Origin of the sequence: Pseudomonas paraversuta, from assembly GCF_904067025.1 — a bacterium.
Lineage (GTDB): Bacteria > Pseudomonadota > Gammaproteobacteria > Pseudomonadales > Pseudomonadaceae > Aquipseudomonas > Aquipseudomonas paraversuta.
Window position 1 is genome coordinate 1655514 of sequence record NZ_CAJFDA010000001.1, and the last position, 24957, is coordinate 1680470.

The following is a 24957-nucleotide window of genomic DNA, read 5'->3' on the forward strand; positions in this document are numbered from 1 at the left end:
CATGCGTTTTGTCAGCATGCTTTTGCTGCCGGTATTGGCCTTTACTGCATTTTCGGCCAGTGCTGCCCAGCCTGATGTTCAGAGTTTGACCAACCTTCTGGAAAAGTCGAAAACCCTGACCGCCCGTTTTTCGCAGATGACCCTCGATGGCAGCGGCACGCAGTTGCAGGAGACCGCAGGTGAAATGGCGCTGCAACGCCCGGGCCTGTTCTACTGGCATACCGATGCGCCTCAAGAACAGACCATGATTTCCGATGGTCAGAAAGTGACCCTGTGGGACCCGGACCTGGAGCAGGTGACGATCAAGAAGCTTGATCAGCGTCTGACCCAGACCCCGGCCTTGCTGCTCTCGGGCGATGTGTCGAAAATCAGCGAAAGCTTTGATATTTCCTCCAGGCAAGCCGGAGAAGTCATCGACTTCGTGCTCAAGCCGAAGACCAAAGACACGTTGTTCGACTCGCTGAGCCTGTCCTTCCGCAAGGGCGTGATCAACAACATGCGCCTGGTCGACAGCGTGGGTCAGCGTACCGACATCCTGTTCAACGGGGTCAAGGCCAACGAACCTATCCCGGCCTCCAAATTCAAGTTCGATATCCCGAAAGGGGCTGATGTCATCCAGGAGTAATCCCGGACCAAGAGGTTTCAAACGCTGCCCATGGATTTGTTTCGTAGTGCTCCCATCGCTCAACCCCTGGCTGCCCGCCTGCGTGCAGCCAATCTGGATGAGTACGTCGGTCAGGAACACCTGCTGGCGCGCGGCAAGCCCCTGCGCGAAGCGCTGGAGCAGGGGGCACTGCATTCGATGATTTTCTGGGGGCCGCCGGGGGTGGGTAAAACCACCCTGGCGCGCTTGCTGGCGGAAGTGTCCGATGCGCATTTTGAAACGGTTTCGGCAGTACTGGCGGGGGTAAAGGAAATTCGCCAGGCGGTTGAGATCGCCAGGCAGCAAGCCGGCCAGTACGGGCGGCGGACCATCCTGTTTGTCGACGAAGTACATCGCTTCAACAAGTCGCAGCAGGATGCGTTTTTACCTTATGTCGAAGATGGCACCTTGATCTTCATTGGCGCCACCACAGAAAACCCCTCCTTTGAATTGAACAACGCACTGCTGTCGCGGGCGCGGGTATACGTACTCAAAAGTCTCGATGAAGCGGCCATGCTCAAGCTGGTGCAGCGCGCATTGACTGAAGACAAGGGCCTGGGCAAGCGTGGTCTGACCCTCAGTGATGAAGGCTTCCAGACATTGCTGCGGGCCGCCGATGGCGATGGCCGACGCTTGCTCAACCTGCTTGAAAACGCTTCGGACCTGGCTGAAGACCACAGCGAAATCGGCATCGATTTGCTGCACAGCCTGCTGGGCGACACTCAGCGCCGTTTCGACAAGGGCGGCGAGGCGTTTTACGACCAGATCTCGGCATTGCATAAATCGGTACGCGGCTCCAACCCGGATGCCTCGCTGTACTGGTTTGCGCGAATGATCGATGGCGGCTGCGATCCGCTGTACATCGCCCGACGCGTGGTGCGCATGGCCAGTGAAGATATCGGTAATGCCGACCCGCGGGCCTTGAGCCTGTGTCTGGCGGCCTGGGACGTGCAAGAACGTCTGGGGAGTCCGGAAGGCGAACTGGCAGTGGCCCAGGCCATCACTTATCTGGCCTGTGCGCCCAAGAGTAACGCGGTGTACATGGCCTTCAAGGCCGCACGGCGTGCCGTTGCCGAAGACGGTTCCCGTGAAGTGCCGCTGCATTTGCGCAACGCGCCGACCAAGTTGATGAAACAACTGGGCTATGGCGACGAGTACCGTTATGCCCATGACGAGCCGGACGCCTATGCCGCCGGCGAAGATTACTTTCCGGACGAGCTGGAGCCATTGCAGCTTTATCAGCCGGTACCCCGCGGGCTGGAGCTTAAAATCGGCGAAAAGCTCAGGCACCTGGCAGCGCTTGATCAGGCGAGCCCGATACGGCGGAGAAAATCTTGATTCCACTGATTGTTGCCGTCTCTGTGGGCGGTATTGCGGGAACCTTGTTGCGTTTCGCCACGGGTAACTGGATTAATGCCAATTGGCCCAGGCACTTCTATACCGCGACATTGGCCGTTAATATCGTGGGCTGCCTGCTGATTGGCGTCCTGTACGGACTTTTTTTGATACGCCCTGAAGTGCCGATTGAAGTCCGAGCCGGACTGATGGTGGGTTTTCTGGGCGGTTTGACCACATTTTCATCCTTTTCACTGGACACGGTGCGCCTGCTTGAAAGCGGGCAAGTGCCACTGGCACTGGGCTATGCGGCCCTCAGCGTGTTCGGCGGGCTGCTCGCCACCTGGGCTGGCCTGTCCTTGACCAAACTTTGATAAACGAGAAACCGACATGCTCGATTCCAAACTGTTACGTACCAACCTGCAGGACGTAGCGGATCGCCTGGCATCCCGTGGCTACAAGCTGGACGTGGCGCGCATCGACGCGCTGGAAGCCAAGCGTAAAGAAGTCCAGACCCTGACCGAGAAGCTTCAGGCCGAGCGCAATGCCATTTCCAAAAGCATTGGCCAGGCCAAGGCTCGCGGTGAAGATATCGCGCCACTGATGGCCAGTGTTGAAACCATGGGCAGCGATCTGGCCAGTGGCAAGGTCGAGCTGGACGCCATCCAGACCGAGCTGGACTCGATCCTGCTGAGCCTGCCGAACCTGCCGGACGCCTCCGTGCCGGTCGGTGCCGATGAAGACGACAATGTCGAAATCCGCCGCTGGGGAACGCCGACTGCCTTCGATTTTGAAATCAAGGACCACGTCGCCCTTGGCGAGCAGTACGGCTGGCTGGATTTCGAAACCGCCGCCAAATTGTCCGGTGCCCGCTTTGCCTTGCTGCGCGGGCCTATCGCTCGCCTGCACCGCGCACTGGCGCAGTTCATGATCAACCTGCATACCGGCGAGCACGGCTACGAAGAGGCTTACACGCCTTATCTGGTCCAGGCCCCGGCGCTGCAAGGCACTGGCCAGCTGCCCAAGTTCGAAGAAGAGCTGTTCAAGATCAGCCGCGAAGGCGAAGCCGATTTTTATCTGATCCCGACCGCTGAAGTGACCTTGACCAACATCGTTGCCGGCGAAATCGTCGAGCACAAATCCCTGCCGATCAAGTTTGTGGCGCACACCCCGTGCTTCCGCAGCGAGGCCGGGGCTTCGGGTCGTGATACCCGCGGCATGATCCGTCAGCACCAGTTCGACAAGGTTGAAATGGTCCAGATCGTTGAGCCTTCGACCTCGATGGACGCGCTGGAAGGTCTGGTTGGCAACGCTGAAAAAGTGCTGCAACTGCTGGAACTGCCATACCGCACGCTGGCGCTGTGCACCGGCGACATGGGCTTCAGCGCAATTAAAACCTACGATCTGGAAGTGTGGATCCCGAGCCAGGACAAGTACCGCGAAATTTCGTCGTGCTCCAACTGTGGCGATTTCCAGGCCCGCCGTATGCAAGCGCGTTTCCGTAATCCGGAAACCGGCAAGCCGGAACTGGTCCACACCCTCAACGGTTCGGGTCTGGCTGTAGGCCGCACCCTGGTAGCGGTGTTGGAAAACTACCAGCAGGCAGACGGCTCGATCCGTGTGCCAGAAGTGCTCAAGCCCTACATGGGCGGCATCGAGGTCATCGGCTAAATGGAGTTTCTGCCGCTGTTTCATAACCTGCGTGGCAGCCGTGTACTGGTGGTCGGCGGCGGGGAGATTGCCCTGCGCAAATCCCGGCTGCTGGCCGATGCCGGTGCGCTACTGCGGGTTGTCGCACCCGCCATCGAGCCCCAGTTGTGCGAATTGATTAACAGCAGCGGCGGCGAACAGGTGTTGCGTGGCTATGTTGAGGCGGACCTTGAAGGGTGTGTCCTGATCATTGCCGCAACCGACGATGAGCCGCTCAATGCGCAAGTTTCCGCTGATGCCCACCGCCGCTGTGTGCCGGTCAATGTGGTGGATGCTCCTGCCTTGTGCAGCGTGATCTTCCCCGCCATTGTCGACCGCTCCCCGCTGGTGATTGCCGTTTCCAGTGGTGGCGACGCGCCGGTGCTGGCGCGCTTGATTCGCGCCAAGATTGAAACCTGGATCCCCTCGACCTACGGTCAACTGGCCGGCCTTGCAGCGCGTTTTCGCACCCAGGTCAAAGGCTTGTTTCCTGATGTGCAGCAGCGTCGCGGGTTCTGGGAAGACGTTTTCCAGGGCCCGATTGCTGACCGGCAACTGGCCGGGCAGGGCGCTGAAGCAGAGCGTTTGCTGCTGGCCAAGATCAATGGCGAAGCGGCCATCACTACCGGTGAGGTTTACCTGGTGGGTGCCGGCCCGGGCGATCCGGACCTGCTGACCTTTCGCGCGTTGCGTCTGATGCAGCAAGCAGATGTGGTGCTCTACGACCGATTGGTAGCTCCTGCGATTCTTGAACTGTGCCGTCGCGATGCCGAGCGTATTTATGTCGGCAAGCGCCGCGCCGATCACGCCGTGCCGCAAGACCAGATCAACCGCCAATTGGTGGATCTGGCCAGACAGGGCAAGCGTGTGGTCCGGCTCAAGGGTGGCGATCCGTTCATCTTTGGTCGTGGTGGTGAAGAGATCGAAGAGCTGGCGGCCCATGGCATTGCGTTCCAGGTGGTACCGGGTATCACGGCAGCCAGCGGTTGTTCAGCCTATGCCGGCATCCCCCTGACCCATCGCGACTACGCGCAGTCCGTGCGTTTTGTGACGGGGCACCTGAAGGACGGCACCAGCAATTTGCCCTGGAGTGACCTGGTCGCTCCGGCGCAAACACTGGTGTTCTACATGGGGCTGGTCGGTTTGCCGATCATCTGCGAACAGCTGATCGCCCATGGCCGTTCCCCAGACACTCCGGCTGCGCTGATCCAGCAAGGCACCACGGCCAATCAGCGGGTGTTTACCGGCACGCTCAGTGACTTGCCCAAGCTGGTGGCCGATCACGAAGTCCATGCACCTACCCTGGTGATTGTGGGCGAAGTGGTATTGCTGCGTAAGAAGCTTGCATGGTTCGAAGGCGCACAGTCTCAGGTATAAACGCCAATTTCCTGTAGGAGCGAGTTTTTGCGCGCGTTAACGAACAGCTCGCGAGCAAGCTCGCTCCTACGGTGACTTGCGTTTGGCGCCGGTTATCTCCACCGCTTTGTGTATGTGCATCAGAAGCTGGCATGGTTTGAAAACTGTAGGAGCGAGCTTGCTCGCGAGCTGTCCAGCGCTGTCACATACAGCTCGCTCCTGCAGGGGATCTGCGTTTATTCAGCTGCGGTTATCTCCCACCAGACTCTCTACCGACGGCACCCGGGTATCGCTTTCCATTTGCGCGTCATGCTCGATCTGGTGGCTGAAGCGATCCAGTGAACCCTGGGCAGGCTGCGCGTCACTGGCAAATACCGGCGGGCTCAGGATGTAAGCACCGAGCAATCGGCTCAACGCCGCCAGGCTGTCGATATGGGTTCGCTCATAACCGTGGGTCGCGTCACAACCGAATGCCAGCAAGGCGCAACGGATGTCATGCCCGGCGGTCACCGCCGAATGCGCATCGCTGAAGTAGTAACGGAACATATCGCGGCGTACCGGCAGCTCGTTTTCGGCGGCCAGGCCCAGCAAGTGCCGCGACAAGTGATAGTCGTACGGCCCCCCCGAATCCTGCATCGCCACACTCACGGCGTGCTCGCTGGAATGCTGACCCGGTGCCACCGGGGCAATATCAATCCCGACGAATTCGCTTACATCCCATGGCAAAGCAGCAGCCGCACCGCTACCGGTTTCTTCGGTGATGGTGAACAGTGGATGGCAGTCAATCAACGGTTGTACACCGCTGTCGACAATGGCCTTCAAGGCCGCGAGCAAGGCCGCTACACCCGCCTTGTCGTCCAGATGCCGGGCACTGATATGCCCGCTTTCGGTGAATTCCGGCAGCGGGTCAAACGCGACATAGTCGCCAATATTCACCCCCAGTGAGTCGCAGTCTGCGCGAGTCGCGCAGTAGGCATCCAGGCGTAACTCAATGTGGTCCCAACTGATCGGCAATTCATCCACCCCGGTGTTGAATGCATGCCCTGAAGCCATCAGAGGCAGGACACTGCCGCGAATCACTCCGTTGTCGGTAAACAGACTGACACGGCTGCCCTCGGCAAAGCGGCTGGACCAGCAACCCACTGGCGCCAGGATCAACCGTCCGTTGTCCTTGATCGCCCGTACGCTGGCGCCGATGGTGTCCAGATGCGCCGAAACGGCGCGATCCGGGCTGTTTTTCTGACCTTTGAGGGTCGCGCGCAACGTGCCGCGACGGGTCAGTTCAAAAGGAATGCCCAGCTCATCCAGGCGTTCGGCCACATAGCGCACGATGGTGTCGGTAAAACCGGTGGGGCTGGGAATGGCGAGCATTTCCAGGAGTACCCGTTGCAGGTAGTCGAGATCGGGTTCAGGGATGGTGCGATTCATAATGACTCCTGAGGTGAGGCCCGCCGCATCGCTGCGATGCGGCGGGTTCCGGGTGACGTTCAGCGACGGTACTTCAGGGTGCCGGCTGACTGTGCGGGAACAACAAATCGATGAAGCGTTCGGCGGTGGGTTGTGGCTCGTGATTGGCAAGACCGGCCCGTTCGTTGGCTTCGATAAACACGTACTCGGGCTGATCGGCAGCCACCACCATCAAGTCCAGCCCGACCACCGGAATATCCAGCGCCCGTGCTGCACGGACTGCAGCGTCGGCCAGCACCGGGTGCAGAATGTCGGTCACGTCTTCAAGGCAGCCACCGGTGTGCAGGTTGGCCGTTCGGCGCACGTTCACTATCTGGCCAGTTGGCACAATACTGTCGTACTCGAAGCCCGCCGCCTGTACTGCGCGCAGGGTTTCGCCATCCAGCGGGATACGGCTTTCACCCTGGGTTGCGGCCTGGCGCCGTCGGCTTTGCGCTTCGATCAACTGGTCAACGCGGTGCAGGCCGTCACCAATAACCTGAGCAGGTCGGCGGATGGCGGCGGCGACCACTTCAAAGCCGATCACCACAATGCGCAGATCGAGGCCTTCGTGGAAGCTTTCGAGCAAGACCCGGCTATCAAACCCGCGGGCCGTTTCGATGGCCTGCTGCACCTGTTCGATGGTTTCCAGATCCACCGCCACCCCATTGCCCTGTTCGCCATCCACAGGTTTGACCACCACCCGCGAGTGCTGCTCGAGAAACGCCAGATTGTCATCGGCATCGCTCGCCAGTTGCTGGCTCGGCACGTTCAGTCCCGTTTGGCTCAATACCTTGTGGGTCAGGCATTTGTCCTGACACAGGCTCATGCTGATAGCGCTGGTCAAATCACTGAGTGATTCGCGGCAACGAATCCGCCGGCCGCCGTGGCTGAGGGTGAAAAGCCCGGCGCCAGCGTCATCGATCTGGACATCGATCCCGCGTTTGTAGGCCTCTTCAACCAGGATCCGCGCGTAAGGGTTGAGGCCGGCTTCGGGCCCCGGCCCCAGAAACAGCGGTTGGTTGATGCCGTTTTTGCGTTTGATGGTGAAGGTCGACAGGTTGCGAAAGCCCAGCTTGCTGTAGAGGCTCTTGGCCTGGGCGTTGTCGTGCAGCACGGACAAGTCGAGATAGCTCAGACCCCGGCTCATGAAGTGCTCGATCAAATGGCGCACCAGCACTTCACCCACTCCGGGACGAGAGCACTGTGGATCGACTGCCAGGCACCACAGGCTGCTGCCGTTTTCAGGGTCATGAAACGCCGTGTGGTGGTTCAAGCCCATCACACTGCCAATCACCGTGCCCGTGGCTTCATCTTCGGCGATCCAGTACACCGGCCCGCCCTGGTGGCGTGCGGTCAGCAGCTGCGGGTCGATGGGCAGCATATTGCGCGCCTGATACAGCGTATTGACCGCATTCCAGTCAGCCTCACTTTGCACCCGGCGGATGCGGAACCCGCGGAACACCCTTGTGGCCGGGCGGTAGTCGGTAAACCACAGGCGCAAGGTGTCTGAGGGGTCGAGAAACAGCTGCTGCGGTGATTGCGCCAACACTTGCTGGGGCGCTGCAACGTAGAGCGCGATATCTCGCTCGCCGGTTTGCTCGTTCAGCAACTCGTTGGCCAGGCTGGCAGGATCAGGGAAGGTATGCCCGATCAGCAGTCGCCCCCAGCCGCAATGGATGGCCATGGGCTCTGCGCCCGGTTCACTGCCATCTTCGGCAAAACGGGCCTGCAGGCGTTCATAAGACGGCGCCTGGCCGCGTAACAAACGCTGGCTGTAGGCCGTAGCGAGGGGTTTCATTGATTAGATTCCTTGTTCGCTCAACCACAGGTTCAAAGCAGCCAGTTGCCACAGCTTGGAACCATTGAGGGGTGTCAGTTGACCTTGCGGGTTGGTCAGTAGCTGATCGAGCATGGCGGGTTGAAACAGCCCTCGATCCTGGCTCGGGTCCAGCAGCAGGTCGCGTACCCAATCAAGGGTATTGCCTTGCAGATGCTTGAGACCAGGCACCGGAAAGTAACCTTTTTTGCGGTCGATCACTTCACTGGGGATAACCAGTCGTGCGGCTTCCTTGAGCACCTGCTTGCCGCCATCGGGCAGCTTGAAGCGTGCGGGAATTCGCGCCGAAAGTTCGGCCAGCCGGTAGTCGAGAAATGGCGTGCGGGCTTCAAGGCCCCAGGCCATGGTCATGTTGTCGACCCGTTTGACCGGGTCATCCACCAGCATCACCGTGCTGTCCAGGCGCAAGGCCTTGTCCACTCCGGCATTCGCCCCCGGCTGGGCGAAATGCTCGCGTACATAGTCGCCGGCCGCGTCATTGGCCGTCAGCCAGCGGGGCTGCACTGTGGCTTTGTATTCGTCATAACTGCGGTCGAAGAAGGCTTCACGGTAAGCGGCGTATGGATCGCTGGCGCCGTCGACTTGCGGGTACCAGTGATAACCGGCGAACAGCTCGTCAGCACCCTGACCGCTCTGCACCACCTTGCAATGTTTGGCCACTTCACGAGACAGCAAATAAAAGGCGATGCAGTCGTGGCTGACCATCGGCTCGCTCATGGCGCGGAAGGCCGCCGGCAGTTGCTCGATGATTTCATGTTCGCCAATGCGCAGTTGGTGATGGCGGGTGCCGTAATGCCTGGCGATCAAGTCCGAATACTGGAATTCGTCCCCGCGTTCGCCGCCTGCGTCCTCAAAGCCGATGGAAAAAGTCGACAGGTCCTGTACCCCAACATCCCGCAGCAAGCCCACCAGCAAGCTGGAGTCGACGCCGCCCGAGAGCAGCACGCCAACATCCACGGCAGCGCGCTGGCGAATTGCTACGGCTTCGCGGGTGCTGTCCAGAACGCGGTCGCGCCAGTCTTCTAGGGTCAGATTTTGCTCATCGGCGTGGGGCCCGTAGGGCAGGGTCCACCAGGTTTTTTGCTCGGTCTGCCCATTGGCCTTGATCCGCATCCAAGTGGCCGGCGGCAGTTTTTCGATACCGGCAATCAGGGTACGCGGTGCAGGCACCACGGCATGGAAATTCAGGTAGTGATTGAGTGCGACCGGGTCGAGCATCGGGCTGATATCACCGCCCTTGAGCAGTGCCGGCAGAGTCGAGGCAAAGCGCAGGCGTTCGCCGGTCCGCGACAAGTACAGCGGTTTTACGCCCAGGCGGTCGCGGGCTATGAACAGCGACTGGCTGTCACGCTCCCAGATGGCAAAGGCAAACATGCCATTGAGCTTGGGCAGTAACGCTTCGCCCCAGGCGTGATAGCCCTTGAGCAGCACTTCGGTGTCACCGTCGGAGTAAAACCCGTAGCCGAGGCTTTCGAGCTCGGCCCGCAGTTCGGGGAAGTTATAAATGGCGCCGTTGAACGCCAGGGACAAACCCAGTTGGCTGTCGACCATCGGCTGCGCCGAGCCGTCTGACAGGTCCATGATTTTCAGCCTGCGGTGGCCGAGGGCTATCGGTCCCTGACTGTGAAAACCCCAGGCGTCGGGCCCACGGGGTGCCAGGTGATGGGTGATGCGTTCGATGGCTGCCAGGTCGGCAGGTTGATGATCAAAACGTAACTCTCCAGCTAATCCGCACATGTTGCTTTAACCCTTTCAAAGCCGGGCCTGTCGCGCTACTGCTGCTGTTCAAGCAGGATTTTTCTACGCTTTCGCAGCATGTCAGGCGTCTCAACTCCTCTCCGTTGATCGGGAGAGGTGATCCACCTGGCATCGGTTGCTAGCAGTATCGGAACGCTATGCCCTGGCATTGCAAAATGCTGGTAACCAGTAGCGTTCAGGCCCTGTTTCGGATCGGACATAGCGCTCTGACCTGTCTCCCGATCCTTCCGGCGCAAAAGCGCAGTCAGAGCGCGCCGCCGTAAGTAGTCTGGGTTTTTCGAGTGCCTGCATGCCGTGATCGTTCAATAAAACTTTACCGGCGGTGCTGGTTTTGTCCTTTGCCGGGCTTGGGCTGAAGGCCGAAATGCATGGATATGTTTCGCTGCGGCGCAGCAAGAAAACACCAAAAGCAGGCATGGGTGCGCCTGTTGCATTGGTTCGGCGGCAAGCCGTATCAAGGGTTTGATGATGGGCGCTGACAGACAGACCGGGCGGCTTTACTGAAGCCTGATCGTGGATCGCCGGGCACTGAAGCCGTGGCTGTTCACAGGCAAATGAAGTGTCACTGGAGTAAAAACCCCGGGCAGGCATTGCGCGAGCCGGACATTTCAAGCGGCAGGGGGCGACTATGAAATGCTGATGGCAACACAGGCGTTCGGGCAAAAAAAATGCCGGATTTATCTTTTAGAGGGAGCGCTGTCTCGCTCTGGCATGGCTCAGTAGGCTGGCGCTCGCGGGTTGGATCTGGAGTTGCCCGGGGTAAGGGCCAGCGCCAATTGTGTCCGGTTACTCATATCAGTCAGGCGCAACACTTGTGATACATAGAGTTTTACAGTGTTTTCTGTAATACCCATTTCACAGGCAATCTGAAAGTTTGTCTGGCCCGTACTGACCAGTTTTGCAACTTCCAGCTGGCGCGGTGACAGTTGATCGAAGACGTTCGGTGCTACCTCGGCGCAGAAGTTAGCCCTGTCTGCAATCAGGTTTGTAGCGGCACTGGCCTGCTGCGCCTTGCCGATATCCTTGGACAGGTCGTTGATCGAATCGATCAGGCTATACAGCTTCTGACTCAGGTGCCCAAGGTCCTGGTTACCTGCTTGCCGATCGTCAAGGGCTTTCTCCCGACGCTTGAGGCCTGCCAGCAGCTCGTGAAGATCCACCGGCTTCTGGTAGTAATCAGAGAAGCCTTCACGCAAGGCCCGGATTACGTCTTGTTTGTCGCCATGGCCGGTCAGCATGATTGCCTCAAAGGCGCGGGTCTTGCCTGCCACCAGCCTCAAGGCCTGGACCAGTTCGACACCATCGTATTCGGGCATCAGTAAATCGCACAGCACCAGGCTGATCGAGGGGTCGTCGTGGAACAGTTGAATGGCCTGGCGACTGGAATGACAGGGCACACAGGTGTAGCCACTGCCTTCCAGAAACTCGCAGAGCTCATCAACAATGAAGAGGTCGTCGTCGACTACAAGTATTTTTTTTTGAGGCGAAAAATAAGACACACGCTACTCCATGTTTGGCGAGTTAAAGTTTTGCCGGACATGGATTGTAGAGCAGTTGGTCAGACGGAATCTGGCTGATCAGAGCCCAGATGTTCCAGAAGTTGCAGGCCAGTTCTCAACAATGAAAATTTCAGACCCTATTTTTGTGCGCTGGGCAGGCAAATCGTCGCGCCAGCCTTGTCAGGGCTGGCAGACGTTCAGGCCGGGCTGATCAGCTAGGTATGCGGCGCAAGAAAAATCCTGGCAGCAGCATTCGGGTCGCTGCCGGATTGCCGCCGGCTACAGCCTTTTGACCAATGCCCGCACCGCGAAGCGGGCCGGGTGGCAGGCCTCGGCGATACTGCGGGGCACGGGCATGGGTTCGTGGTTGATCCAGGCGGCAAGCATTTCCCCGGACAAGGGTGCTGTGATCAGGCCCCGGGAACCGTGGCCGCTATTCACATATAGGCCCTCCAGCCAGGGGCAGGGGGTATCCGGAACCTGACGGGCGTCTTTGCTTAATGCGCCATATGCCAGGGCAAATGCCTGCGGTTCAACCAGTGGGCCCACGATCGGCAAGTAGTCCGGGCTGGTGCAGCGAAAGGCGGCCCAGCCTTGCAGCGATTGGGGGTCCAGTTGCTCGCCCAGCCGCGTTGCCAGATCGGGTGAAATTTCTTCCAGCAGATCCAGATTGCCCTGATGGCCCTCGGGGGTAGTGGTCAAATCTTCGTTATGGAAATCGAAACTGGCCCCCAGGGTATGTTCGCCGAGCCGGCCAGGGGCCACATAACCCTCGGCGCAGACCACGGTCTTGAGCACGCTGCTGGCAGGGGTTTGGGCGAGTTGGGTGATTTGCCCGCGTATCCGTTTGAGCGGCAGTGCGCTGCTGGCGGGGAAACGCTTGACCTCTGCTGCACCGGCCAGCACCACCACCGGTGCGCAGGCCAGCACCTTGTCATCCTGGCAGGCCTGCCACTGGCCCTCGACTCTGTGCAGTTGCAATACGTCATGGTGGGTCAGCACCTGGACATTGGGGTGCAGGGCCTGGAACCGGCACAGCGCGGGAGGGTGGACCCAGCCACCTTCGGGGTAGAACAGACCGCCGTGGGCCAGTTCAATCCCGGCCAGTGCCTGTGCCTGGGGCTGGCCGAGCAAATGCACCAGTGCCGGGGGGAAGGCTGCAGCCAGTTGCGCCTGACGCTCGGCTTCCTTGGCACTGAAGCCCAGTTGCAGCACGCCACAGTCATCCCAGTCGCGTCCGCGCTGCAGGTTTTCCAGCAAGCGACGGGTGTAACCGAAACCACTGACAATCATTTGTGACAGCGTCGTTCCGTGGGCTGAAAGCTTGAGATAGAGCACCCCCTGCGGATTGCCAGATGCCTCTTTGGCCAGTCGCTCGTGGCGCTCCAGCAAGCACACCTGCCATCCACGGCGGGCCAGGCTGTTGGCAGTGGCGCACCCCGACAGACCACCGCCAATCACCAGCGCTTTACGTTCACCGCCGACCCGGGGCGGGCGGGCGTACCAGGGTTTGATGCCGCTGCTCGGCAACGGATGCTCAGGCAAACCGGCGAAGGTTCCCCGCAGGATCTCCCATTTATGGCCGATGCCGGGTGTTCGACGCATCTTGAATCCAGCTTCGTTCAACGCCCGGCGGACCCAGCCGGTGCTGGTGAAGGTACTGATGGTCGAGTCTGGTGCTGCCAGGCGAGCCAGTTGCGCGAACAGCTCCGGGGTCCACATCTGCGGATTTTTTGCCGGCGCAAAGCCGTCGAGAAACCATGCATCAATGCGCGCATCCAGTTGCGGCAGTTGTTCCAGCACATCGCCAATCAGCAGCGTGAGGGTGACCCGGCCATTGGCCAGGGTCAGGGTCTGGAACCCGGGGTGAATCGCATAATAGGCGGCCAGCAATTGTTCGCTGTAGGTGGCGAGCTCTGGCCATAGGGCGAGGGCTCGCTGCAAATCCTCACGGGTCAGGGGGTATTTTTCGACGCTAATAAAGTGCAGTCGTGCATCAGCGTGTGCGACCTGATCAAACAACTGCCAGGCACACAGAAAATTCAGGCCCGTGCCGAAGCCGGTTTCGCCGATAACCAGTTGCTCATTGGCGGGCAGGGCAGAGAAACGCTGCTGCAAGGCGTTCTGTTCAATAAAGACATAACGGGTTTCTTCGAGACCGGACTTGTCCGAAAAATACACGTCATCAAACACCCGTGAATGGGGGCGGCCTTGGTCATCCCAGTCAATCTGGGCATTGGGCATTTCAGTAGTCATGTGCGGCTCGGCAACGGCAAGGCGGCCATTCTAGCTGATCAGCAACAGCGGCACTGACCCATGACAAAGTTATGCGGTTTGTTCCGGCGCAGGCATGAGCAATCCGCTAGTCTTGTGACACTTGTCCAGGGAGCTTTCCATGTTCGAATCCGCTGAAATCGGTCACTTTATCGATAAAGAAACCTACGATCAGGAAGTTCCCGCCTTGCGTGAGGCCTTGCTGGAGGCCCAGTACGAATTGCAGCAGCTGAAAAACTGCGCAGTCATCGTATTGATCAATGGCATTGAAGGTGCAGGGAAGGGCGAGACGGTCAAACTGCTGAACGAGTGGATGGACCCGCGACTGATCGAGGTGCGGACCTTTGACCGTCAGAGCGACGAAGAGCTGGCACACCCGCCGGCATGGCGTTACTGGCGACAATTGCCGGCCAAGGGGCGCATGGGGGTGTTCTTTGGCAACTGGTACAGCCAGATGCTCCAGGGCAGGGTCCATGGCGTGTTCAAGAATGCAGTCCTCGACCAGGCAATCAATGGCGCCGAGCGCCTGGAGAAAATGCTCGCCGATGAAGGCGCATTGATCTTCAAGTTCTGGTTTCACCTGTCCAAGAAGCAGATGAAAGCCCGTTTGAGTGCCCTCAAGGACGACCCGCTGCACAGCTGGCGCATCAGTCCGCTGGACTGGCAGCAGTCGCAAACCTATGACAAGTTCGTTCGCTATGGCGAACGGGTCATTCGCCGTACCAGCCGTGACTATGCACCGTGGAACATCGTAGAGGGCGTCGATCCCAATTACCGCAGTCTGACCGTCGGCAAAATCCTGCTGGAGGGCATGCAAGCGGTACTCAATGCGCCCAAGTCCAGAGTGCGGACCAGCAATATTCCCCCGCTGCCCGAGCTCATTGACGGGCTGAGCCTGCTGGACTGCCTGGACCTGACCCGGCGGCTTGATAAAGACGATTACCAGGAGCAGCTGATTACCGAGCAGGCACGTCTGTCGGGGTTGATGCGCGACAAGCGCATGCGCCGCCATGCATTGATTACGGTGTTTGAGGGCAATGATGCGGCGGGCAAGGGCGGCTCGATCCGGCGGGTGGCGGCGGCACTGGACCCGCGCCAGTACAATATCGTGCCGATTGCAGCCCCCTCCGAGGACGAGCGGGCGCAACCTTACCTCTGGCGGTTCTGGCGCCAGATTCCGGCGCGCAGCAAGTTCACGGTTTTTGACCGTTCATGGTATGGGCGGGTACTGGTGGAGCGGGTTGAAGGCTTTTGTACCCAGGCGGACTGGATGCGTGCGTACGGCGAAATCAACGATTTTGAAGAGCAACTGCACGCTGCCGGGGTGATCGTGGTCAAGTTCTGGCTGGCCATCGATAAGCAAACCCAGCTGGAACGTTTTGAGGCCCGCGAAGAGATCCCGTTCAAGCGCTTCAAAATTACCGAAGAGGATTGGCGCAACCGCGAAAAATGGGACCTGTATCGCAATGCCGTGTGTGACATGGTCGATCGTACCAGCACCGAGATTGCGCCCTGGACCCTGGTGGAGGCCAACGACAAGCGCTGGGCGCGGGTCAAGGTGCTGCGCACCATCAATGATGCGCTTGAAGCCGCTTTTGACAAGCAGGACAAGCGCAACAAGAAGCATAAAAAATAGGCGCGGGCTTGCCCGTGATGGTTTTCGGCGCCGGGTGCATTGAGCAAGCAATGCACCCTCGTCAATCAACTACAGGGCAGGGCGAGCCCCGCCGGCTCAGTGCTTGCCGGAACCCAGCATGTTTTCCGGCCGTACCCATTGATCGAACTCGGCATCGGTAAGGTAGCCCAGATCCAGGGCGGCTTCGCGCAGGGTCAGGTTTTCTGCGTAGGCCTTTTTCGCAATTTCGGCAGACTTGTCATAACCGATATGCGGGTTCAGGGCTGTCACCAGCATCAGGCCGCGCTCCAGGTGTTCAGCCATTTTTCCGGCATCGGCTTCAAGGCCGGTGACGCAATGTTTCTGGAAGTTGCTGCAGCCGTCCGCCAGTAACTGGATGGATTGCAGCAGGTTGTGAATGATCACCGGCTTGTACACGTTCAATTGCAGGTGGCCCTGGCTGGCGGCAAAGCCGATGGTTACATCATTGCCCATGACTTGGCATGCCAGCATCGACAGTGCCTCGCACTGGGTCGGATTGACCTTGCCCGGCATGATCGAGCTGCCAGGTTCATTGGCCGGCAGTTTGATTTCGGCTATGCCTGCCCGCGGCCCCGAGCCCAGCAAGCGGAAGTCGTTGGCCAGTTTCATCAAGGTCACGGCCAGGGTTTTAAGTGCGCCGGACAGGTTGGTCAGAGGCTCATGCCCGGCCAGCGCGGCAAATTTATTGGGCGCAGTTACAAACGGCAAGCCGGACAAGGCGGCCAGTTCTGCGGCAATGGCTTCACCAAAGCCGTGGGGCGCGTTGAGGCCGGTGCCCACAGCCGTACCGCCCTGGGCCAGCTCGTACACGGCTGGCAATGCAGCGAGAATGGCGCCCTGGGCGTAATCGAGTTGCGCGATGTAGGCCGATACTTCCTGGCCGAACGTGATCGGGGTGGCATCCATCATGTGGGTGCGGCCGGTTTTCACCAGTTTCATATGCCGTGCCGACAATTCGGCCAGGCCGCCGGACAACTCATTGATGGCCGGTAACAGATGCTCGTGGACTGCTTTGGCCACGGCAATATGCATCGCGGTCGGGAAGCAGTCGTTCGAACTTTGTGAACGATTGACATGGTCGTTCGGGTGAACCGGAGACTTGCCGCCCCGGCCTGTGCCCGCCAGTTCGTTGGCTCGGCCGGCAATCACTTCGTTGGCGTTCATGTTGCTTTGCGTGCCGCTGCCGGTTTGCCACACCACCAGAGGAAATTGATCGTCGTATTCGCCGTCCAGCACTTCGTCGGCGGCCTGCTCGATCAGGCGGGCGATGTCGGCAGGCAAGTCGCCATTGCGATCATTTACCCGCGCCGCTGCCTTCTTGATCAACACCAATGCATGCAGCACGGCCAGCGGCATTCTCTCGTTGCCGATGGCAAAGTTGATCAGCGAGCGCTGGGTCTGAGCACCCCAGTAGGCCTCATCCGGAACGTTCACTTCACCCAGGCTGTCGGTTTCGATACGGCTCATCGGGTTCTCTCTCCATAGGGGTTGATCAGTGAGCTTAGGCGGTGAATTGCCCCATAGGTTCAAACTTTGGTTTTAGAGGCTTTGATCTGATTGTTGAATACCTCTGATCAGGCCCGGGGTTGAGTGCCGGAGTTTTTTAGGCGCAGAATGGGCGCCCTTGGGGTTCGTCCTCGCTTGCTAGAAAAGGAAACTCGATGACCCGTCTTCGCGCCATCTGTACTGCGGTAGCTCTGGTTTGCGCCAGTGGCCAGGTTTTCGCCGATACCGCCAGTCACGCTGCCACTGCTGAAACATTCCTCAAGCTGGCACATGCCGACAAGCTGGGTACCCCGGTGTACATGCAAGTGCAGCAAATGTTCGCCCAACGTTTTGAGCAGACCAAGGCACCGGCTTCCAAGAAAGCCCTGCTGGAAACCTACCAGGCCAAAGCCAACACCGCTCTGGACCAGGCTATTGGCTGGGACAAACTGAAGCCTGACATGGTCAAGCTTTACACCACCAACTTCAGCGAATCCGAACTCAAGGATCTGGTTGCTTTCTATCAATCGCCCCTGGGCAAGAAAGTACTGGAAAAAATGCCGCAGCTGACTCAGCAATCGGCACAAATGACTCAGGCCAAGCTGGAAAGCGCGGTGCCTGTGGTCAACAAACTGCTGGAAGACATGACTGTCCAGCTGGAGCCAAAAGCGGCCCCGGCCAAGAAGAAGTAAGCGGAGCCTGAATGAGCATGCAACATCGTATCGAAGCGGCGCTGGGCGCCTTGCAGCCCGAGCACCTGAACGTGCTGGATGAAAGCCATATGCACAGTCGTGGGTTGCAGACCCACTTCAAGGCGGTGGTGGTCAGCGAGCAGTTTTCCGGGCTCAACAGTGTCAAGCGTCACCAAAAGGTCTACGCCACCCTGGGTGACCTGATGGGCGAGTTCCATGCGCTGGCTTTGCATACCTATACGCCTGATGAATGGGCGAAAATCGGTACAGCCCCGGCCTCGCCGACCTGTGCCGGCGGTGGGCACTAAGTGGCTTGTTAAGCCTGCTTTTTGCTAGAATCCGCAACGCGCCGCTCAGTCGGCGCGTTTTTTTTGCATCCGGTTCACCCTTTACGAGGGTAGCCACCTGGAGATATATGCGATGACTGCGCCGATTGTGGTAGCTGCACTGTACAAATTCGTCACCCTGGAAGATTACGTTGAGCTGCGTGAGCCTTTGCTCAAGGCCATGGTCGACAACGGGGTCAAGGGCACTTTGCTGATTGCCGAAGAAGGTATCAACGGTACTGTTTCCGGTAGTCGTGAAGGCATTGACGGGCTGATGGCCTGGCTCAGGTCCGATCCGCGCATGGTGGATATTGACCACAAAGAATCCTACTGCGATGACCAGCCGTTCTACCGGACCAAGGTCAAGCTCAAGAAAGAAATCGTCACCCTCGGTGTTGAAGGCGTAGACCCGAACAAAAAAGTCGGAACCTATGTCGACCCCGAGAACTGGAACGCGCTGATCAGCGATCCGGAGGTGTTGCTGATCGATACCCGGAATGATTACGAAGTATCGATTGGTACATTTGAAGGCGCGATCGACCCGAAAACCACCAGTTTTCGCGAATTTCCTGACTACATCAAAGCCAATTTCGACCCGGCCAAACACAAGAAAGTCGCGATGTTCTGCACCGGCGGCATTCGTTGTGAAAAGGCTTCGAGCTACATGCTCAGCCAGGGCTTCGACGAGGTTTATCACCTCAAGGGCGGGATTTTGAAGTACCTCGAAGAGGTGCCGCTGGAAGAAACCAAGTGGCAGGGCGACTGCTTCGTGTTTGATAACCGGGTCACCGTGCGTCACGACCTGAGTGAAGGTGAATACGATCAGTGTCATGCCTGCCGCACGCCGATCAGCATCGCTGACCGTGAATCCGAGCATTATCAGCCGGGTATCAGCTGCCCGCATTGCTGGGACAAACTGAGCGAAAAAACCCGCCGCAGCGCCATCGACCGGCAAAAACAGATTGACCTGGCCAAGGCCCGCAATCAGCCGCATCCGATTGGCCACAACTACCGTAAACCGGCCGAGGCCTGATATGTCCGCGCGCCTGCTCTATGTGATGGACCCGATGTGTTCGTGGTGCTGGGGTTTTGCCCCCATCGTTGAGGCTCTGGTTGAGCAGGCGCAGGCTGCGGGGGTGGATTTGCACCTGGTGGTCGGAGGCTTACGCACCGGCAGCGGCGCTGCCCTGGAGCCTGCAACTCGACGCTATATCCTTGAGCACTGGCAGGCGGTGACCGATGCCACCGGGCAGCCGTTCACGATCGAAGGTGCCTTGCCCGATGGTTTTGTCTACGACTGTGAGCCCGCATGCCGGGCCATTGTGGCGGCGCGCAGTCTGGCGCCCGATTGCGCGTGGCGGTTGCTGAAACTGATTCAGCAGGCTTTTTATGTGCAAGGTCGTGATGTGACCCAGGCCAGTGTGCTGGCTGAACTGGCGCAGACGGCGGGGTTGCCGCGTATCGAGTTCGCTGCCGCGTTCGACAGCGCCGAGCAGCACACAGCGACCGCTGCCGACTTTACCTGGGTCCAGGATCTGGGGATCGCCGGATTCCCCACCCTGCTTGCTGAACGTGACGGTCAGCTGGCATTGCTGACCAATGGTTATCAGGCTCTGGAGCCTGTCTCCGACCTGCTGGGCCGTTGGCTTGAACGCGCCAAGCGTGCTTGATTGCGGCCCGGCAACGCCGGCGCCCGAGACCACAGATCGCCTGAGCTGGAAGGAAATCCGTGGTCTTGCCCTGCGCCATAAAAAAGCCCTGTGGCTCGCCAATGGCGTGGCGGTCCTGACCACGCTGTGCAGCGTGCCGATTCCATTGTTGTTGCCGTTGCTGGTTGATGAAGTGCTGCTGGGCAACGGTGATGCAGCGCTCAAAGTCATGAACCACTGGCTGCCAGCCGCCTGGCAAAGTGCGCCGGGTTACATAGGCCTGATGCTTTTCGTGACGCTGCTGCTGCGCTGCGGTGCCTTGCTGTTTAACGTGTTGCAGGCCCGGCTGTTTTCCCGTCTGTCCAAAGACATAGTGTTTCGCATCCGGTTGCGCCTGATCGAGCGTCTGAAGCGCATCTCGCTGGCCGAGTATGAAAGTCTGGGCAGCGGTACGGTGACCACGCATCTGGTCACCGACCTGGACACCCTCGACAAGTTCGTCGGCGAAACCTTGAGCCGGTTTCTGATTGCGATGCTGACCCTGGTCGGCACGTCAGCGATTTTGTTGTGGATGCACTGGCAGCTGGCGCTCTTGATTTTGCTGTTCAACCCGTTGGTGATTTACGCCACCGTGCAGTTGGGCAAACGCGTCAAACACCTCAAAAAGCTGGAGAACGACAGTACTGCGCGTTTTACCCAGGCGCTCACTGAAACCCTGGATGCCATTCAGGAAGTCCGTGCCGGCAATCGTCAGGGTTATTTCCTCGGTCGCTTGGGGAATCGGGCCCGGGAAGTGCGCGATTTTGCCACGTCATCCCAATGGAAAAGTGATGCCTCGAACCGGGCCAGTGGCCTGTTGTTCCAGTTCGGTATCGATATTTTCCGTGCCGCGGCAATGCTGACGGTGCTGTTTTCGGATCTGTCCATCGGCCAGATGCTCGCGGTGTTCAGCTACCTGTGGTTCATGATCGGGCCTGTCGAGCAGCTGCTCAACTTGCAGTACGCTTTCTACGCCGCAAGCGGTGCCATGACCCGGATCAACCAGTTGCTGGCGCGGCGCGACGAGCCGCAGTACCGCGGTGGCGTTGATCCGTTTTCAGGGCGTCAGACCGTTGATATTGAAGTGCGCGACCTGAGTTTCAGCTACGGCGACGAGAAGATTCTCGATCGATTGAACCTGACCATCGCCGCGGGTGAGAAGGTGGCCATTGTGGGCACCAGCGGCGGCGGTAAAAGCACTTTGGTGCAATTGCTGCTGGGGCTCTACACGCCGCAGTCGGGCAGTATCCATTTCGCCGGTGCGAGCCAGGCCGAGATCGGCCTGGAAACCATCCGTGAACATGTGGCCGTGGTGCTGCAGCACCCGGCGCTGTTCAACGACAGCGTGCGGGCCAACCTGACCATGGGCCGCGAGCGTACGGATGAGGCGTGCTGGCGTGCTCTGGAAATCGCCCAGCTGGACGGCATCGTACGCCAACTGCCCCAGGGGCTGGACAGCATAGTCGGGCGCTCCGGGGTGCGGTTGTCCGGAGGTCAGCGTCAACGTCTGGCGATTGCGCGAATGGTGCTGGCCGAACCCAGGGTAGTGATCCTCGATGAGGCTACCAGCGCACTGGATGCCGCCACCGAATACAACCTGCATCACGCTTTGGAAAAATTTTTGAGTGGGCGCACGACTTTAATCATTGCCCACCGTTTATCTGCGGTAAAACAGGCAGACCGCGTGCTTGTGTTTGATGGCGGACGTATTGCGCAAGATGGCGATCACCAGCAGCTACTTGCAGAGGGAGGGCTCTACGCCAGGCTGTACGGGCAATTGCAGCAGAGCTGACGGCGAGGGCACCGGACTTTTCAAGTGTGGCTGGCGCCAGTGATCCTCATACGGGTCATAAACTAGCCTAGGCTCAACTTGCTTGAGGGATTTTCTCCGGTTTTCTTCTGCCAGCCTGTGATAAAGGGAACTCATGAAGCACAAGCGTCCCCTCGGTACCCCACGCCTTTTGGGAATCGTCTGGCCCTTTATTGCGGTCGTGCTGTTTCAGGCGCTATTGGGTTGTCTCAGTCTTTATATGCTCTCAGCGGTGCGAGGCTATGTCGCAGGCGAAAGTCTGTGGTCCAAAGGACAGAAAGACGCCATTTACTACCTCCATCTGTATGCCGACAACCGCGATCCGGCGGTTTTCGAGAAGTACCTGCAAGCGATCAAGGTGCCCCAGGGCGGACACCGGCTGCGCATGGCACTGGATCAGTCACCTCCAGACCTTGCCGAGGCGCGCGAGGGCATTCTGCAAGGGGGTAATAGCCCTGAGGATGTCTCGAGCATTATCTGGTTTTATCGTTATTTCCATGATTTCAGCTATATGCGCACAGCCATTGAGAAGTGGAGTGTGGGTGATCAATACCTGATAAAACTGGATGATCTGGCGCAGGAAATTCACCGCAGTCTCAATGCCAATCAAGCCAGCGCCGCTGACGTAGCAGGCTGGCAGTCCGCTATCTCGCGGATCAATGAAAGTGTTGCCCCGCCGGCCAAAGCCTTTAGTGACGCACTGGGTGAGGGCTCGCGATTTATTCTGAAATTGTTGGTCATCATCAATTTCGCGACGGCGCTGGGGCTGATTCTTTTGGCTTTACTGCGCACCCACAAAGTGTTGAGCCAGAGCCGGGAATTTGCCGAAGCCCTGCAGGTTGAAAAAGAGCGGGCGCAAATCACCCTTGAATCTATTGGTGACGGGGTAATAAGTACGGATGTAAGCGGTTCCATCACTTATATGAATCCGGCCGCGGAACAGTTGACGCTCTGGAAGTCCGGGCAGGCGCAAGGCGTGCCCTTGGCCGCATTGTTCAAGTTGCTCGACGAAAATGTCCTTGATGATGGTTTCAAACTGATAGACCGCATTCTCGGCGGCCAGTTGGGTAATACCAGTGAACATTCAAAACTGATTCAGCGCACGGACGGCAGTACGGTTTCCGTGGCGCTGGTGGGGGCGCCAATCCTGCATGCCGGCAAGGTGAGCGGTGCGGTGCTGGTGCTGCATGACATGACCCGTGAGCGCCAATACATTGCCAACTTGTCCTGGCAGGCGACCCACGATGCACTCACCGGCCTGGCCAATCGTCGCGAGTTTGAATATCGGCTGGAGCTGGTGTTGCAGAATCTGGCGCGACAGCAAGGCCGGCACGCATTGATGTTTCTTGATCTGGACCAGTTCAAGCTGGTCAACGACACCTGTGGCCACGCTGCGGGTGACGAGTTGTTGCGGCATATTTGTGCATTGCTGCATTCGGGTTTGCGTGAGGGCGATACGCTGGCGCGTCTTGGGGGAGATGAGTTCGGTATCCTGCTGGAAAATTGCCCGGCCGATGCCGCTGAAAAAATTGCCGAGGGTTTGCGCCAGACCGTACAAAGGCTGCACTTCGCGTGGAAGGGGCGCCCGTTCCTGAACACCATCAGTATCGGTCTGGTGCATATCCAGCAAGCCCCGGTGACCCTGGAAGCCTCAATGCGTGCGGCGGACATGGCTTGCTACATGGCCAAGGAAAAGGGGCGTAACCGGGTTCAGGTCTACCATGCGGATGACTCAGAGTTGTCACTGCGCTTTGGTGAAATGGCATGGGTACAGCGCTTGCACGTAGCGCTGGAAGAAAACCTGTTTTGCCTTTATGCGCAAGAGATCGCTCCATTGGGGCGGGCCCCGGAAGGCGGCGGGCACATTGAAATCCTGTTGCGCCTGAGCGATGGCAGTGGCGGCCTGATCTTGCCTGACAGTTTTATTCCGGCTGCCGAGCGTTATGGTCTGATGGCTTCGATTGACCGTTGGGTTGTGGAAAACGTATTCAAGATTATTTCTCGGTGCTCGGCGCCGCGGGCAGAACATTCAATGGCGATGTGTGCCATTAACCTCTCGGGGTCGACCATAGGCGATGACGAGTTCCTGGCTTTTTTGCTCGAGCAATTTGAATGTTATGGCGTGGCACCCGAGCTGATCTGTTTTGAAATTACCGAAACCAGTGCAATTGCCAACTTGGGCAGTGCCATCCGCTTCATAAATGAACTTAAAGGGCTGGGCTGTCACTTTTCCCTGGATGACTTTTGCGCCGGGATGTCTTCGTTTGCCTACTTGAAACATTTGCCTGTGGACTATTTGAAAATAGACGGCAGTTTCGTCAGGGATATGCTGGATGACCCCATTAATCGGGCAATGGTTGAGGTGATCAATCATATAGGGCACGTTATGGGTAAGCGGACAATTGCCGAGTTTGTTGAAAGTCCTCAGATTGAACAGGCATTGATTGAGATCGGGGTCGACTATGCTCAGGGATATATAGTTGAGCGCCCACAATTGTTTACCTGTGACAGCTTGTGGACTCGACCTGTACGCCCCAAAGCCCTGGCTTTGAAGTTGCCGGGCACTTTGCGTTGATGAGGTGTCCGATTTTGTAAATCACCTCTGAGAAGGAACTTGATTGTGATGGATGCATTTGTACGTACCGGGCCTCTTATGGAAGCGACCAGCTATCCCAAGTGGGCGCAAAAGCTGATCCGCGACTGTAGCGAGAGCAAGCGCCGTGTCGTCGAGCATGAGGTTTATGCACGCATGCGTGATAACACGCTGAGCCCGACAATCATGCGGTTGTACCTCATTGGCGGATGGCCGGTGGTAGAACAGTTTTCGTTGTACATGGGGCATAACCTGGGGAAAACCCGTTATGGGCGTCATCCCGGGGAAGACATGGCCCGCCGTTGGCTGATTCGCAACATTCGGGTCGAACTGAACCACGCCGATTACTGGGTCAACTGGGCCAATGCCCATGGCGTCAGCCTTGCTGACATGAATGCCCAGGACATACCGTTCGAGTTTCAGGCGCTGAACGACTGGTGCTGGCATACCTGCACTGCGGATTCGCTGGCGGTATCCATGGCCGCGACCAACTATGCCATTGAAGGCGCCGTGGGCGAGTGGGCTGCCGTGGTGTGTTCACAAAACGTTTATGAGGAGTCGCTGCCGGCAGAAGGGCGCAAGCGCGCCATGAAATGGCTGAAGATGCACGCTCAGTACGATGATGAGCACCCTTGGGAAGCGCTGGAGATTATTTGCACCCTGGCGGGGATGAATCCCAGTGAAGCGTTGCAAACCGAGCTGCGTAAAGCCGTTTGCAAGAGCTATGACTACAAGTATCTGTTTTTGCAAAGCTGTCTGCAGTATGAAAAAAAGCCGGTGGTGCGCAAGCGTCCGGAATTGGTTGAGGGCTGATCCCGGGGGATTGACTTGCCCGGGTCTATAAAAAAACCGCAGCTGGCATTCAT

The 24957-nt window shown here is 58.5% G+C and carries 19 protein-coding genes; 13 read left to right on the forward strand and 6 right to left on the reverse strand.

Features of this window, described 5'->3' with window-relative positions; all coding sequences use genetic code 11:
* The first annotated feature begins 1 nt into the window (after position 1).
* The 5 genes from lolA to cysG are packed head-to-tail and all read left to right on the forward strand — an operon-like array spanning position 2 to position 5044.
* Positions 2-625: an outer membrane lipoprotein periplasmic chaperone LolA gene (gene lolA / locus JQ848_RS07795; protein ID WP_003447038.1), complete on the forward strand. Its 624-nt coding sequence runs from the start codon at positions 2-4 to the stop codon at positions 623-625.
* A 30-nt stretch (positions 626-655) separates the two neighbouring features.
* The gene (locus tag JQ848_RS07800) at positions 656-1981 is read left to right on the forward strand and encodes a replication-associated recombination protein A (RefSeq protein WP_202210439.1); all 1326 of its coding nucleotides are present in this window, start codon (positions 656-658) and stop codon (positions 1979-1981) included.
* Positions 1978-2352 (forward strand): fluoride efflux transporter CrcB, encoded by a 375-nt coding sequence (crcB, locus tag JQ848_RS07805; RefSeq protein WP_003447042.1) that lies wholly within the window; start codon positions 1978-1980, stop codon positions 2350-2352. The genes JQ848_RS07800 and crcB overlap by 4 nt, the downstream gene beginning before the upstream one ends.
* Before the next feature lie 16 nt (positions 2353-2368).
* Positions 2369-3649 carry a serine--tRNA ligase gene (serS, locus tag JQ848_RS07810; protein WP_003447044.1) on the forward strand — a complete coding sequence of 427 codons (1281 nt, stop codon included), beginning with the start codon at positions 2369-2371 and terminating at the stop codon, positions 3647-3649.
* On the forward strand, positions 3650-5044 hold the full coding sequence (gene cysG / locus JQ848_RS07815) for a siroheme synthase CysG (RefSeq protein ID WP_003447046.1): 1395 nt from the start codon (positions 3650-3652) through the stop codon (positions 5042-5044).
* Positions 5045-5263: 219 nt separating this feature from the next.
* On the opposite strand, the gene JQ848_RS07820 is transcribed toward cysG, so the two are convergent.
* The 5 genes from JQ848_RS07820 to mnmC form a co-directional block, all read right to left on the reverse strand.
* A complete protein-coding gene (locus JQ848_RS07820) occupies positions 5264-6451 on the reverse strand; it encodes an osmoprotectant NAGGN system M42 family peptidase (protein WP_003447048.1) in 1188 nt (395 codons plus the stop codon).
* 73 nt (positions 6452-6524) lie between these two features.
* Entirely contained in the window at positions 6525-8270 is a 1746-nt protein-coding gene (gene ngg / locus JQ848_RS07825; RefSeq protein ID WP_003447050.1) for an N-acetylglutaminylglutamine synthetase, read from the reverse strand.
* A gap of 3 nt (positions 8271-8273) precedes the next feature.
* Positions 8274-10046, reverse strand: a complete 1773-nt coding sequence (locus tag JQ848_RS07830) for an N-acetylglutaminylglutamine amidotransferase (RefSeq protein ID WP_003447052.1) — start codon at positions 10044-10046, stop codon at positions 8274-8276.
* Positions 10047-10783: 737 nt separating this feature from the next.
* Positions 10784-11566, reverse strand: coding sequence for a response regulator transcription factor (locus JQ848_RS07835; protein ID WP_003447056.1), 783 nt, complete (start codon positions 11564-11566; stop codon positions 10784-10786).
* Positions 11567-11845: 279 nt separating this feature from the next.
* On the reverse strand, positions 11846-13822 hold the full coding sequence (gene mnmC, locus JQ848_RS07840) for a bifunctional tRNA (5-methylaminomethyl-2-thiouridine)(34)-methyltransferase MnmC2/FAD-dependent 5-carboxymethylaminomethyl-2-thiouridine(34) oxidoreductase MnmC1 (protein WP_127195900.1): 1977 nt from the start codon (positions 13820-13822) through the stop codon (positions 11846-11848).
* 139 nt (positions 13823-13961) lie between these two features.
* On the opposite strand from mnmC, the gene pap reads away from it, so the two are divergent.
* Positions 13962-15476: a polyphosphate:AMP phosphotransferase gene (gene pap / locus JQ848_RS07845; protein ID WP_003447059.1), complete on the forward strand. Its 1515-nt coding sequence runs from the start codon at positions 13962-13964 to the stop codon at positions 15474-15476.
* Between the two features lie 96 nt (positions 15477-15572).
* On the opposite strand, the gene JQ848_RS07850 is transcribed toward pap, so the two are convergent.
* Complete coding sequence (locus JQ848_RS07850) at positions 15573-16964, reverse strand: class II fumarate hydratase (protein ID WP_003447061.1); 1392 nt, start codon at positions 16962-16964, stop codon at positions 15573-15575.
* A gap of 194 nt (positions 16965-17158) precedes the next feature.
* Here JQ848_RS07850 and JQ848_RS07855 point away from each other — a divergent pair, with 194 nt between their 5' ends.
* From JQ848_RS07855 to JQ848_RS07885, 7 genes are all read left to right on the forward strand, one after another.
* Positions 17159-17674, forward strand: a complete 516-nt coding sequence (locus JQ848_RS07855; RefSeq protein ID WP_003447063.1) for a DUF2059 domain-containing protein — start codon at positions 17159-17161, stop codon at positions 17672-17674.
* Between the two features lie 11 nt (positions 17675-17685).
* Entirely contained in the window at positions 17686-17982 is a 297-nt protein-coding gene (locus JQ848_RS07860; protein ID WP_003447065.1) for a BolA family protein, read from the forward strand.
* Between the two features lie 112 nt (positions 17983-18094).
* Complete coding sequence (gene trhO / locus JQ848_RS07865) at positions 18095-19033, forward strand: oxygen-dependent tRNA uridine(34) hydroxylase TrhO (protein ID WP_003447067.1); 939 nt, start codon at positions 18095-18097, stop codon at positions 19031-19033.
* Between the two features lies 1 nt (position 19034).
* On the forward strand, positions 19035-19670 hold the full coding sequence (locus JQ848_RS07870) for a DsbA family protein (RefSeq protein WP_003447069.1): 636 nt from the start codon (positions 19035-19037) through the stop codon (positions 19668-19670).
* Complete coding sequence (locus JQ848_RS07875; RefSeq protein WP_202211260.1) at positions 19663-21480, forward strand: ABC transporter ATP-binding protein; 1818 nt, start codon at positions 19663-19665, stop codon at positions 21478-21480. The genes JQ848_RS07870 and JQ848_RS07875 overlap by 8 nt, the downstream gene beginning before the upstream one ends.
* Before the next feature lie 133 nt (positions 21481-21613).
* On the forward strand, positions 21614-24073 hold the full coding sequence (locus JQ848_RS07880) for an EAL domain-containing protein (protein WP_003447073.1): 2460 nt from the start codon (positions 21614-21616) through the stop codon (positions 24071-24073).
* Between the two features lie 45 nt (positions 24074-24118).
* Positions 24119-24904, forward strand: a complete 786-nt coding sequence (locus JQ848_RS07885) for a TenA family transcriptional regulator (RefSeq protein ID WP_003447075.1) — start codon at positions 24119-24121, stop codon at positions 24902-24904.
* Positions 24905-24957 lie beyond the last annotated feature (53 nt).

What these genes read in the sequence shown, in the direction of transcription:
- lolA (WP_003447038.1), top strand. Translation starts at nt 2, where the DNA reads ATGCGTTTTGTCAGCATGCTTTTGCTGCCGGTATTGGCCTTTACTGCA.
- JQ848_RS07800 (WP_202210439.1), top strand. Translation starts at nt 656, where the DNA reads ATGGATTTGTTTCGTAGTGCTCCCATCGCTCAACCCCTGGCTGCCCGC.
- serS (WP_003447044.1), top strand. Translation starts at nt 2,369, where the DNA reads ATGCTCGATTCCAAACTGTTACGTACCAACCTGCAGGACGTAGCGGAT.
- cysG (WP_003447046.1), top strand. Translation starts at nt 3,650, where the DNA reads ATGGAGTTTCTGCCGCTGTTTCATAACCTGCGTGGCAGCCGTGTACTG.
- JQ848_RS07820 (WP_003447048.1), bottom strand. Translation starts at nt 6,451, where the DNA reads ATGAATCGCACCATCCCTGAACCCGATCTCGACTACCTGCAACGGGTA.
- ngg (WP_003447050.1), bottom strand. Translation starts at nt 8,270, where the DNA reads ATGAAACCCCTCGCTACGGCCTACAGCCAGCGTTTGTTACGCGGCCAG.
- JQ848_RS07830 (WP_003447052.1), bottom strand. Translation starts at nt 10,046, where the DNA reads ATGTGCGGATTAGCTGGAGAGTTACGTTTTGATCATCAACCTGCCGAC.
- mnmC (WP_127195900.1), bottom strand. Translation starts at nt 13,822, where the DNA reads ATGACTACTGAAATGCCCAATGCCCAGATTGACTGGGATGACCAAGGC.
- pap (WP_003447059.1), top strand. Translation starts at nt 13,962, where the DNA reads ATGTTCGAATCCGCTGAAATCGGTCACTTTATCGATAAAGAAACCTAC.
- JQ848_RS07850 (WP_003447061.1), bottom strand. Translation starts at nt 16,964, where the DNA reads ATGAGCCGTATCGAAACCGACAGCCTGGGTGAAGTGAACGTTCCGGAT.
- JQ848_RS07855 (WP_003447063.1), top strand. Translation starts at nt 17,159, where the DNA reads ATGACCCGTCTTCGCGCCATCTGTACTGCGGTAGCTCTGGTTTGCGCC.
- JQ848_RS07860 (WP_003447065.1), top strand. Translation starts at nt 17,686, where the DNA reads ATGAGCATGCAACATCGTATCGAAGCGGCGCTGGGCGCCTTGCAGCCC.
- trhO (WP_003447067.1), top strand. Translation starts at nt 18,095, where the DNA reads ATGACTGCGCCGATTGTGGTAGCTGCACTGTACAAATTCGTCACCCTG.
- JQ848_RS07870 (WP_003447069.1), top strand. Translation starts at nt 19,035, where the DNA reads ATGTCCGCGCGCCTGCTCTATGTGATGGACCCGATGTGTTCGTGGTGC.
- JQ848_RS07880 (WP_003447073.1), top strand. Translation starts at nt 21,614, where the DNA reads ATGAAGCACAAGCGTCCCCTCGGTACCCCACGCCTTTTGGGAATCGTC.